Below are 11,704 nucleotides of genomic sequence, written 5' to 3'. Positions count from 1 at the left end.
TGAATTTGGATGCCGCAGCAGTGGTGGCTAACTGCGGTAGCACTTAAACGCTTGACTTATAGATGGGGGCCTTGCGGCGTATTTCAAGCCTGCTCATCAATAGAAGGCGAAACCGGTGCAGGCGCCTTGCTCACCACGACCATCGCCGGGCGCAACAGGCGACCGTTGAGCTGATACCCCTTCTGGAACACTTTCAACACACTGTTAGGCTCCAGGTCATGGCTTTCCTGCATGGCCATGGCTTGGTGATGCTCAGCGTTGAACGGCTCGCCGCCGGTTGGATCAATGGCTTCCAGCTGATAACGCTTCAGGGTGTCCTGGAACATTTTCAGGGTCAGCTCGATCCCCTCGCGCATCGGGCGGATGTTTTCGTCATCCGGGTTGGACAACTCGAGACCACGCTCCAGGCTGTCGATGATCGGCAGCAAGTCACTGGCGAATTTTTCCAGTGCGAATTTGTGAGCCTTCTCTACGTCCTGCTCAGCACGGCGGCGGACGTTCTGCAGATCGGCGGCAACACGCAAAGACTGGTCCTGCGCAGCGGCCAATTGCTCTTCGAGCACCTGCACACGAGTTGCCAGCTCATCGCCGACAGCCGAATTGGCGTCTGGAGTTTGCGTATCCTGCGTCTGTTCGTCAGCCATAGATTTCTCCTTTCAAAATCATGCGCGAACCCAACTCGCGCTTCTGTTCCGGTATATGGGGCCACAATTTCCAGGTTCAAGGGCGCAGGCGTTACCAAAAGTCTTTCCGATGATCGGGATTAATTCCTGCCTCCACATTCCTGATTGCGCTAAAAAACAAACCCATTCAAGCAAATCGAGCTAAGCGCCAGGATTGTCAGCCCCAAACAAAACACTGTATAAATAACCAGACCTAAAGCCTGGGAGCGGCCGTCATGCTCGTGCACCTGTCCGTACATAACTACGCCATCGTTGAACACCTGGATCTCGAACTGGATCGCGGGATGAGCGTAATCACAGGCGAAACCGGCGCCGGCAAGTCGATCATGCTCGACGCCTTGGGCCTGACGCTCGGGGATCGCGCTGACAGCGGTGTGGTACGCCCCGGTGCGGACAAGGCCGATATCCTGGCCACCTTCGACCTGGCGGATATTCCCGAGGCAGAGGCCTGGCTGGCAGAGCGCGACCTTAATAATGACGGCCCGTGCATCCTGCGCCGAGTCATCACGGCAGAAGGCCGCTCGCGCGGCTACATCAACGGAACGCCCTGCCCACTGGGCGACCTGAAGGCCCTTGGCGAACTGCTGATAGATATCCACAGCCAGCATGAACACCAGTCCCTGCTGAAAACCGACACTCATCGCCGCCTGCTCGACGAATACGCGGGCGCGACAGACCTCGCCCGCCAGGTGCAACTTGCCGCTCAACGCTGGCGCCAGACGCGGCAGGAACTGGAACGACTCTCCAACTCCGGTGACGAGCAACGTGCTCGCCATCAACTGCTCAGCTATCAACTCGAGGAGCTGGAAAGCCTGGGTCTGGGCGAAACCGAACTGGAGCAACTCGAGCAGGAACACAAGAATCTCACCAACGCGGAAACCCTGCTGGGTATCTGCCGCCAAGTGGTAGAGCAATGCAGCGAGAGCGACTCCGGCAACGTACTCAATGCGCTGACGGCGAGCCTTAATCGCCTGTCCAGTGTGAACAACGCCTCCGGCTCCCTGAGCGAGGCCACCACCCTACTCACCAGTGCACAGATCCAAGTAGAAGAGGCCGTCGGCGAACTGAACCGCTTCCTGGATCACTTCGATGCAGACCCGGCACGCCTGCAGGAAATAGAAGAACGCCTGGACACCATCTATACCCTGGCGCGCAAACATCGAATCCAGCCCACCGAAGTGGCAACGATGCAGCAAAAACTGCTGGATGAAATCGAGACCCTTAACGCCAATGACGAATCCATCGAGCGCCTGGGTGAAGAACTTGCCTCCTTCGCCCGCCACTATCAGGAGAAGGCACGCGAACTCAGCGACCTGCGCCAGCAAGCTGCGACTAGCCTGGCCAGCGCGGTGGAGGTGGAAATCCAACGCCTGGGCATGCCTGGCGGGCGCTTCACCATTGAATTGCGCGCCAACGCCAGCAACGAACTGCAGCCCCACGGTTTGGAGCAGGTCGAACTACTGGTCAGCGCCAACCCCGGGCAGCCGCTCAAGGCCCTGGCCAAAGTAGCATCCGGCGGCGAGCTGTCGCGGATCAGCCTGGCGATCCAGGTGATAACGGCGCAAACCTCTCGGGTACCGACGCTGGTATTCGACGAAGTCGACGTAGGGATCGGCGGGCCAACGGCGGAGATTGTTGGCCAATTGTTGCGACGTCTCGGGGATCGGGGGCAGGTGCTGACGGTCACCCACTTGCCGCAAGTGGCAGCGCAGGGTCACCAACACCTGTTCGTGCACAAGGTACGCGGCAGCGATGCAACGCACACAGCCGTGTCCAAGCTGAACAAGTCGGAACGGGTGGAAGAAGTGGCACGCATGCTCGGCGGCATTGATCTGACCAAGGAGTCCTTGGCGCACGCGAAGAAAATGGTGGTGGCAGCGAGAGCTTGAGCTGACGATTTTCTCCCTTATAGAAAGCACGAAGGCGACCCTAGGGTCGCCTTCAATCGTTTTGCAGAGCGAATCTGCTTCGATTTTTACTTTTTCTTACGGATGTACAACACAAGATTGTGATCAACCAAATCGAAGCCATGCTCCTCAGCAATCTTGTGCTGCAGCGCTTCGATCTCTGGGCTGGTGAACTCGATTACCTCATTGGTATCCAGGTCAACCATGTGATCGTGATGACCACCATCAGCCAATTCGAACACCGCATGACCGCCGTCGAAATTATGACGAACCACCAGCCCTGCGGCTTCAAACTGGGTCAGCACACGGTAAACCGTGGCCAGGCCAACGTCCTCGTTAGACTCCATCAGCGCCTTGTAGACATCCTCGGCACTCATGTGGCGCTGCTCAGCAGAATCGAGCATTTGTAGAATCTTGACTCGTGGCAGAGTCACTTTAAGACCGGCTTTGCGTAGTTCGCTATTTTCAACCATGGTTAGCTTTCTCGCGGATGCTGCTTCGCAGCTTCTCTTAATACGGGTATGATCGGCGTTTACGTTGTCCCAGCCAAGATAGTGGAAGTCGCCCACCGATGCAAAACACCAAGCTCTTGCTAACCAGTTTCACCTTTGTGGGACTGCTCGCACTCGCCGGTTGTTCATTCCCCGGGGTTTACAAAATCGACATCCAGCAGGGCAATGTCGTCACGCAGGACATGATAGACCAGTTACGCCCCGGAATGACCCGACGGCAAGTACGGTTTATCATGGGTAACCCCCTGCTGACCGACACTTTCCATGCCGATCGCTGGGATTATCTCTACAGCCTGCAACCAGGTGGCGGTGAACGCCAGCAGGAGCGCGTCAGTGTCGTCTTCAATGGCAATGACCAGCTTGTCAGCCTGTCCGGCGACTTCATGCCCGGCGTGAGCCGCGATGAAGCCCTGCTCGGCAAGGATAACGGCACCAACGTGACTGCCCCTGCGCAGGAAGGTGAAAAGCCGAAGTCCGAAGTACCGGCCAAGCCAGGCTCACTGCTCGACAAGATCCAGAAGGACGTCGACGGCGTGGAAACGGTTCCCGTCCCGACGCCACAACCTCTGGACACCAGCCCGCAGTAATATTGCGGCGCTCAGCAAAAAGCCCGGCATGCCGGGCTTTTTTGTTGCCTGCCATTTGGCGAGCCTAGGAATTCTGCTTGGCCAGGGCCGCCTTGGCCGCGCGCAGTCGGCGCACCTCTTTTGGGTCCGCCAGCAACGGCCGGTAGATCTCAATACGATCACCTGCCTGCACGGCACGCACCTCAGCATCCGCTACCACTTTGCCGAATATACCCAAAGGGCAATCAGCCAGATCCAGCTCGGGAAACTGCACTGCAATACCCGACGCCTGCACCGCAGCACGCAGATTCATGCCCGCCGGCACCGTCACCGCCAGCAACACCTGACGATCCACAGCGGCATACACCACCTCAATCTCAACCATGCAGTTGCTTGGCTCGCTGGCAAAACGCGTCCACCAACGTATTCGCGGCTTGGTTGAACAAAGGGCCCAAGGTTGCTCGCACGATAGGCCCGGCGTAATCGAAGGAAAGATCCAGGCTGATTTTGCAGGCCTTGTCTGTCAGCGCCTTGAATACCCACACGCCATGCAGCTGAGTAAACGGCCCTTCCTGCAAATTCATTTCAATGGATTTCCCAGGCACCAGCACATTGCGCGTAACAAAGTGCTGGCTAAGGCCGCCTTTCGCGACCCCAACACTGGCAACCATGTGCTCATCACCGCTTTCCAGCACCTCGGCCGTTGAGCACCACGGCAGGAATTCCGGGTAACGCGCCACGTCGTTGACCAGGTCATAGAGCGCCTGTGCCGGATAGGGCAACAGCGCTGAACGTTGAATATGCGTCGTCATGTGTGCGTTATTTCCACAGCTGAGCGGCAAACATCGCGAAAGAACAGCCCAATCCGCGAAAGAAAAAAACCAGAGAACTGCCCGCATTGTCCGGGATTCGTCCAACACGCTCAAGCACGCAGGTTGACCGTAGCCGACACGCTCGCAACTCCCTATAATGCCGCCCCTATGGCTAAACAAAAGAAACACCCCACAGGGACCATCGCGCAAAATAAAAAGGCGCGACACGATTACTTCATCGAACATCGGTTCGAGGCTGGTCTGGTCCTGGCCGGCTGGGAAGTAAAGAGTCTGCGTGCCAGCAAGCTGCAGCTGGTCGACAGCTATGTGCTGCTCAAGGATGGCGAGGCATGGCTGCTCGGCAGTCATATCACCCCGCTGACCACCGCGAGCACCCACGTGATTGCCGACCCGGTGCGCACGCGCAAGCTGTTGCTCAATGCACGTGAAATCGACAAGCTCGCCGCTGCGGTACAGCAGAAAGGCTACGCCTGTGTGTGCCTGTCCTGGTACTGGAGCAAGCACCTGGTCAAGTGCGAGATCGCCTTGGGCAAGGGCAAGAAGGAATACGACAAGCGTGATACCGAGCGCGAGCGCGATTCCAACCGTGAGCTGCATCGCGCCGTGCGCAACAAGGGCAAGGAAGACTGATCCTTGCAGTGATGCAGCCGCGGGAGCTTCCTTCGGCTACATCCCCTTGCGCCGTTCCGCACGCGCCACACGCTGAACTTCCTGACGCACTTCTTCCAACACTTCCTGCACATACAGCAGGTGACGTGTTGAGACTTCCCGTGCCTGCTCGGCGCGCCCCTCGATAATCGCCAGGTACAGATCCCGGTGCTGATTGATCAGCATGTCGCGGGTTTCCGTGCGCTGCTGGTACATGCCACCAATGTTGGTGACCACGTTGCGTTTCAGCAGGTCGAACAGGCCGCGAATGGTGTGCAGCAGCACAGCATTGTGGCTGGCCTCGGCAATTGCCAAGTGAAACCGCGCGTCCGCCGCGCCCTCTTCCGCTCGACTCACTTCATCAGAGCGGGTGTAGCAATCCTGTAACGCTTCGAACGCTGTCGTAAGCCGCTCGCGATCGACTTCGGTGGCGCGCAATGCTGCGTAATAGGCACAAGAAGCTTCCAGGGTCTGACGAAATTCCAGCAGATCACGCTGAGCCTCGGGATTGTTCTCCAGCAGATGCAGCAGCGGATCACTGAAGGTGGAACCGAGGGACTCCGCCACGTAGTTACCACCACCCTGACGACTGACGAGCAAACCTTTGGCCGCCAACTTCTGGATCGCTTCACGCAAAGAAGGACGCGACACACCAAATTGCTCAGCCAAAGCGCGCTCAGCCGGCAAGCGCTCACCTGACTTCAGCGTGCCCTCAAGGATCATGCCCTCAAGCTGCTCGACGATATCGTCAGACAAACGGCGCTGACGCACCTGATCAAATGCCATAACTCACTCTCCACCATCCCGACCACCCGCCGGGCCCTCTATTCTCGCCTATCGCAGCCAATGCAGCACCTATCAGAACGCCCTCATTCCAACCGATCAGCCACTTGTCCCGCACACCTAAGACCAAAGTTTCTCGGGCGGCAAATTGACACACCCCTGCCAAGGCTTTTACTCTAGCCAACAGCGATTGTAAATTGGTATTACCAATTATCCAAGCTGACCAAACAACAACAATCAGGGGCCACCCCATATGCAAACCTGGCAACAGCTCTACAGCCCGCTCGGCAGCCTCGGCCTGTCCGCATTGGCGGCCGTCATTCCGATCGTATTCTTCTTCCTGGCCCTGGCCGTGTTTCGCCTCAAAGGCCACGTGGCGGGCAGCATCACCCTGGCGCTGTCGATCCTGGTGGCAATCTTTGCCTTCCAGATGCCAGTAGACATGGCACTGGCTGCCGCCGGCTATGGCTTTGCCTACGGTCTATGGCCGATCGCGTGGATCATTGTTGCTGCGGTGTTCCTCTACAAACTCACGGTCAAAAGCGGTCAGTTCGAGATCATCCGCAGCTCGGTGCTGTCGATCACCGACGACCAGCGCTTGCAAGTGCTGCTGATCGGCTTCTGCTTCGGCGCCTTCCTGGAGGGTGCGGCCGGTTTCGGTGCTCCCGTGGCGATCACCGCCGCGCTGTTGGTCGGCCTTGGCTTCAACCCGCTGTACGCTGCCGGCCTGTGCCTGATCGCCAACACCGCGCCTGTCGCATTCGGCGCCCTGGGCATCCCGATCATCGTTGCCGGGCAAGTCACCGGCATCGACGCATTCAAGATCGGCGCCATGACCGGTCGCCAACTGCCCCTGCTGTCGCTATTCGTTCCGTTCTGGCTGGTATTCATGATGGACGGCCTGCGCGGCGTGCGTGAAACCTGGCCGGCTGCGCTGGTCGCGGGCTTGAGCTTTGCCATCACCCAATACTTCACCTCCAACTTCATCGGCCCGGAACTGCCGGACATCACCTCGGCCCTGGCCAGCCTGATCTCCCTGACCCTGTTCCTGAAAGTCTGGCAACCCAAGCGCACCGCAGGCGCACAGATTGCCGGCGCCACTTCCAGCGCAGCAGTCACCGCCAGTGCCGGCGGTTTCGGCCTGCCACGCAACACAATTGTCTCGCCCTACAGCCTGGTGCAGATTTTCAAGGCCTGGTCGCCGTTCCTGATTCTCACCGTGCTGGTCACCCTCTGGACCCTCAAGCCGTTCAAGGCGATGTTCGCCGCGGGTGGCTCGATGTACAGCTGGGTGTTCAACTTCGCCATCCCGCACCTGGACCAACTGGTGATCAAGGTCGCACCGATCGTGACCAACCCCACGGCAATCCCGGCCGTGTTCAAACTGGACCCGATCTCAGCAACCGGCACCGCTATCTTTTTCTCTGCGCTGGTCTCAATGCTGGTGCTGAAGATTGACATTAAAACTGGTCTTACCACTTTAAAAGAGACCTTCTACGAGCTGCGCTGGCCGATCCTTTCCATCGGTATGGTGCTGGCCTTCGCGTTTGTCACCAATTACTCCGGCATGTCTTCGACCATGGCGTTGGTATTGGCTGGCACCGGTGCAGCCTTCCCGTTCTTCTCGCCATTCCTCGGTTGGCTGGGGGTTTTCCTGACAGGCTCTGATACATCGTCCAATGCCCTGTTCAGCTCGCTGCAAGCCACCACCGCGCACCAGATCGGCGTCAACGACACCTTACTGGTTGCGGCGAATACCAGCGGTGGCGTCACCGGCAAAATGATCTCGCCACAATCCATCGCCGTGGCCTGCGCCGCCACCGGCCTGGTAGGCAAGGAATCCGACCTGTTCCGCTTTACCCTCAAGCACAGCCTGTTCTTTGCCACGATCGTCGGGCTGATCACCCTCGCCCAGGCCTACTGGTTCACCGGTATGCTGGTGCACTAAGACCTGCACGCAATAGGGTAAGAATCGACGCCGGATACGATTCCGGCGTCAGCTATTTCTGGAGGACCGATGAGCCTGCCTGCTGCTTTCATAAGCGACGTCGCACAACTAATCCCGAAAAATCGGCGTTTCGACGATCCGCTTTCCACCCTCGCTTTCGGCACCGACGCCAGCTTTTACCGGCTGATCCCACAGTTGGTGATCCGCGTGGAATCGGAAGACGAAGTCGTTGAATTGCTGCAACTGGCTCAACGTGACCATGTACCGGTAACCTTTCGCGCCGCCGGCACCAGCCTGTCCGGGCAAGCCATCAGTGACTCGGTCCTGATCGTCCTGGGCGACAACTGGAATGGCCGCGAAATCCGTGGGCAGGGCACCCAAATCCGCCTGCAGCCCGGTGTCATCGGCGCTCAGGCGAATGCGTGGCTGGCGCCATTCGGGCGCAAGATCGGACCGGACCCGGCGTCGATCAATGCCTGCAAAATCGGCGGTATCGTCGCCAACAATGCAAGCGGCATGTGCTGCGGTACCGCGCAGAACACCTACCACACACTGGCCGGGATACGCCTGGTATTGGCTGACGGCAGCCGCCTGGATACCGAAGACGCAGCCAGTGTGACGGCGTTTCGTGAACAGCACGGAACGCTGCTTGAACGCCTGGCGACACTGGGTCGTGAGACCCGCGCCAACACTGAATTGGCGGCAAAAATTCGCCACAAATACCGTCTGAAAAATACCACCGGGCTATCACTCAATGCCCTGGTGGATTTCGATAAGCCGCTGGATATTCTCAGTCATCTGCTGGTGGGCTCTGAGGGCACCCTTGGGTTTATCAGCGCCGTCACCTACGACACCGTGATCGATCACCCGAACAAAGCGTCGGCATTGATTGTGTTTCCGGATGTCGAAACCTGCTGCAACGCAGTCACCGTCCTCAAAACCCAACCGGTCTCAGCCGTCGAACTGCTGGACCGGCGCAGCATGCGCTCGGTACAGGACAAGCCGGGCATGCCCGCTTTCGTACAGCAACTATCGGAAAATGCCTGCGCCTTGTTGATCGAATCCCGTGCGGCGTCGTCGTCCTTGCTGCACGAGCAACTGGCGCTGATCATGGCCTCACTGGCCCCATTTCCGGTAGAGAAGCAGGTCGACTTCACCGAAGACCCCACTGAGAACGCCAGACTGTGGGCAATCCGCAAAGACACCTTCCCAGCCGTCGGGGCCGTGCGCAAGACCGGCACCACCGTGATCATTGAGGACGTGACCTTCCCGGTTGAGCAACTGGCAATCGGCGTGAATCGCTTGATCGAACTGTTCGATAAACATCACTACGACGAAGCGATACTTTTCGGACACGCACTGGAAGGTAATCTGCACTTCGTGTTCACCCAAGGCTTCAACAGCGCGGAAGAAGTTACGCGCTACCAAGCGTTCATGGACGACGTGGCGCAATTGGTGGCAGTGGAGTTTGGTGGCTCGCTGAAAGCCGAACACGGCACCGGGCGCAATATGGCACCGTTTGTGGAACTGGAATGGGGCAGCGACGCCTATCAATTGATGTGGCAGCTCAAGCGCCTGCTGGACCCCAACGGTATTCTCAATCCGGACGTGGTGCTCAGCGAAGACCCGCAAATCCACCTCAAGCACCTCAAACCGTTGCCCGCCGCCGACGAGATTGTGGATAAGTGCATCGAATGCGGCTTCTGCGAGCCGGTGTGCCCGTCGAAAGGCCTGACGTTGAGCCCGCGCCAGCGCATCGTGATCTGGCGCGACATCCAGGCAAAGAAACGCGCCGGTATCGACACCACTGAGCTGGAAGCCGCGTATCACTACCAGGGCATCGACACCTGCGCCGCCACCGGACTTTGCGCCCAGCGCTGCCCTGTAGGAATCAATACCGGCGACCTGGTGAAAAAGCTGCGTAGCCGCGATGCCGACCGTACGAAAACGGCCGAATGGCTTGCCACTCATTTCGCCACCGCACTACAAGGCGCGCGTTTTACGCTGCATGTGGCCAATGGCGCACGCATGCTGCTCGGCGCGCCTCGCCTGGCGAGGCTGTCGGCTAGCGTGACCAGGCTGTCCAAGGGGCAGATTCCACAGTGGACCAACGCCATGCCGCAGCCGGAAAAAGCCATTCGCTTCAGCCCGGCCGTGACGGACGAGCGCCCACGGGTGGTCTACCTGGCCGCCTGCGTCTCACGCGCCATGGGCCCGGCGGCAGGTGATAAAGAACAGATGTCGCTGTACGACAAGACCCGCAGCCTTTTGGAAAAAGCCGGTTACCAAGTCGTGTCTCCCGACAATCAGGACAGCCTGTGCTGTGGCCAGCCATTCGCCTCCAAAGGCTATGCCGAACAGGCCGAGCACAAACGCCAGGAGTTGATCGGCGCGCTGCTTCACGCCAGCCGTGGCGGGCTGGACCCGATCTACTGCGACACCAGCCCCTGCACCCTGCGCCTGGTGCAAGACCTGGGCGAAACGCGCCTGGATCTGTACGACCCCGTGCGTTTTATCCGTACACACCTGATGGACCGCCTCGACTTTACGCCCCAAGAAGCGCCGATCGCCGTGCACGTCACCTGCAGTACCCAGCACCTGGGCGAGAGCCAGGCGCTGATCGACCTGGCCCGACGCTGCTCCAAGAACGTAGTTATCCCGGAAGGCATTCATTGCTGTGGCTTTGCCGGCGACAAAGGCTTCACCACGCCGGAACTCAACGCCCACTCACTGCGCACCCTCAAGGATGCAGTGCAATATTGCAGCGAAGGCATCTCCACCAGCCGCACCTGCGAGATCGGCCTGAGCCAGCATGGCGGCATTGATTATCACGGGTTGGTGTACCTGGTGGACCGCGTCACCCAAGCCCGCGTCCATTAATGCTGCGAAAAAAAACAGAACCCTCGCGCGCCGGCGTAGTCATCTGCATAGGCCTCGACAATCGAGGCTCATCAGTGATGTCGCTGGCAGCCGTTGAACGCCAGCAGCGTCGAGCCCTTTTGCGCAAGGAGATACCCTATGAAGCGTTCCGCTCTTGCTGGCTTGTTCATTACCGCTGCGATGCTGGCTTCCCCCGTGTTCGCTGCGGGCGAACCCGATCTGTGCAAGATCAATCTGGATAAAATCAACAACGGTAAAGCGCTGCTCGCCACTGACACCAGCGGTAAAAGCGGCGAAATCGACACTGCCGTCTCCCAGGCCAAAGCGGCCCATGCCGCGGGCGATGACAAAAAGTGCATCGAGATCACCTCGAAGGCGCTGCAGGACCTGCAGAATAGCGAAAAAGGCGGCCAATAAGCTGCTCAGTCACGGAAGACCCCACCTTCGGGTTGGCCTTCCGTGACCGTTTGGCGTACACTGCACAGGCTTGTCACTCACTAAGAAACAACGAGTTACAAGCACGGGGCCGTTTAGGATTCGACGCCGGTCGCGAAACTTTAGGTGCATGCCGAGTTGGTAACAGAACTCGTAAATCCACTGTTGCAACTTCTTATAGTTGCCAATGACGATAACTACGGCCAGGAATTCGCTCTCGCTGCGTAAGCAGCCTTAGCCCTGAGCTTCTGGTACCTTCGGGTCCAGCAATCACCAGGGGATGTCTGTAAACCCAAAGTGATTGTCATATAGAACAGAATCGCCGTGCAGTACGTTGTGGACGAAGCGGCTAAAACTTACACAACTCGCCCAAAGCACCCTGCCCTTCGGGTCGCTGAGGGTTAACTTAATAGAAACGGCTACGCATGTAGTACCGACAGCGGAGTACTGGCGGACGGGGGTTCAAATCCCCCCGGCTCCACCATTTGATCAACTAAAGACGTCCACGG

Annotated in this window: 11 protein-coding genes and 1 other RNA gene; 7 read left to right on the top strand and 5 right to left on the bottom strand. The window is 58.6% G+C overall.

Going from position 1 to position 11,704, the window contains the following annotated elements:
- Positions 1 to 83: 83 nt before the first annotated feature.
- Positions 84 to 644 carry a nucleotide exchange factor GrpE gene (grpE, locus tag CWC48_RS15080; RefSeq protein WP_025857103.1) on the bottom strand — a complete coding sequence of 187 codons (561 nt, stop codon included), beginning with the start codon at positions 642 to 644 and terminating at the stop codon, positions 84 to 86.
- Positions 645 to 898: 254 nt separating this feature from the next.
- Between grpE and recN the strand changes: the two genes are divergently transcribed.
- Complete coding sequence (gene recN, locus CWC48_RS15075; protein WP_078050223.1) at positions 899 to 2,572, top strand: DNA repair protein RecN; 1,674 nt, start codon at positions 899 to 901, stop codon at positions 2,570 to 2,572.
- A gap of 86 nt (positions 2,573 to 2,658) precedes the next feature.
- On the opposite strand, the gene fur is transcribed toward recN, so the two are convergent.
- The gene (gene fur / locus CWC48_RS15070) at positions 2,659 to 3,063 is read right to left on the bottom strand and encodes a ferric iron uptake transcriptional regulator (RefSeq protein WP_003194220.1); all 405 of its coding nucleotides are present in this window, start codon (positions 3,061 to 3,063) and stop codon (positions 2,659 to 2,661) included.
- Between the two features lie 98 nt (positions 3,064 to 3,161).
- Between fur and CWC48_RS15065 the strand changes: the two genes are divergently transcribed.
- Complete coding sequence (locus CWC48_RS15065; protein WP_078050224.1) at positions 3,162 to 3,689, top strand: outer membrane protein assembly factor BamE; 528 nt, start codon at positions 3,162 to 3,164, stop codon at positions 3,687 to 3,689.
- Between the two features lie 64 nt (positions 3,690 to 3,753).
- Here CWC48_RS15065 and CWC48_RS15060 read toward each other — a convergent pair whose 3' ends face one another.
- Complete coding sequence (locus CWC48_RS15060) at positions 3,754 to 4,053, bottom strand: RnfH family protein (protein WP_078050225.1); 300 nt, start codon at positions 4,051 to 4,053, stop codon at positions 3,754 to 3,756.
- Positions 4,046 to 4,480, bottom strand: coding sequence for a type II toxin-antitoxin system RatA family toxin (locus CWC48_RS15055; RefSeq protein ID WP_025857099.1), 435 nt, complete (start codon positions 4,478 to 4,480; stop codon positions 4,046 to 4,048). The genes CWC48_RS15060 and CWC48_RS15055 overlap by 8 nt, the downstream gene beginning before the upstream one ends.
- A gap of 168 nt (positions 4,481 to 4,648) precedes the next feature.
- Between CWC48_RS15055 and smpB the strand changes: the two genes are divergently transcribed.
- Entirely contained in the window at positions 4,649 to 5,131 is a 483-nt protein-coding gene (gene smpB, locus CWC48_RS15050; protein WP_025857098.1) for an SsrA-binding protein SmpB, read from the top strand.
- A 36-nt stretch (positions 5,132 to 5,167) separates the two neighbouring features.
- Here smpB and CWC48_RS15045 read toward each other — a convergent pair whose 3' ends face one another.
- Complete coding sequence (locus CWC48_RS15045; protein ID WP_078050226.1) at positions 5,168 to 5,935, bottom strand: GntR family transcriptional regulator; 768 nt, start codon at positions 5,933 to 5,935, stop codon at positions 5,168 to 5,170.
- Positions 5,936 to 6,185: 250 nt separating this feature from the next.
- Here CWC48_RS15045 and CWC48_RS15040 point away from each other — a divergent pair, with 250 nt between their 5' ends.
- The 4 genes from CWC48_RS15040 (at position 6,186) to ssrA (ending at position 11,679) form a co-directional block, all read left to right on the top strand.
- Positions 6,186 to 7,880 carry a lactate permease LctP family transporter gene (locus tag CWC48_RS15040; protein ID WP_078050227.1) on the top strand — a complete coding sequence of 565 codons (1,695 nt, stop codon included), beginning with the start codon at positions 6,186 to 6,188 and terminating at the stop codon, positions 7,878 to 7,880.
- A gap of 69 nt (positions 7,881 to 7,949) precedes the next feature.
- Positions 7,950 to 10,760, top strand: a complete 2,811-nt coding sequence (locus CWC48_RS15035; protein ID WP_100492139.1) for an FAD-binding and (Fe-S)-binding domain-containing protein — start codon at positions 7,950 to 7,952, stop codon at positions 10,758 to 10,760.
- A gap of 138 nt (positions 10,761 to 10,898) precedes the next feature.
- A complete protein-coding gene (locus CWC48_RS15030) occupies positions 10,899 to 11,177 on the top strand; it encodes a hypothetical protein (protein WP_010206635.1) in 279 nt (92 codons plus the stop codon).
- Between the two features lie 105 nt (positions 11,178 to 11,282).
- Positions 11,283 to 11,679, top strand: a transfer-messenger RNA (tmRNA) gene (gene ssrA / locus CWC48_RS15025).
- The last annotated feature ends 25 nt before the right edge of the window (positions 11,680 to 11,704 follow it).

Origin of the sequence: Pseudomonas sp. S10E 269 (assembly GCF_002798465.1) — a bacterium.
GTDB lineage: Bacteria > Pseudomonadota > Gammaproteobacteria > Pseudomonadales > Pseudomonadaceae > Aquipseudomonas > Aquipseudomonas pergaminensis.
Note: the sequence above shows the minus strand (reverse complement) of the source record. Positions and strands in the feature narration are given on the sequence as shown.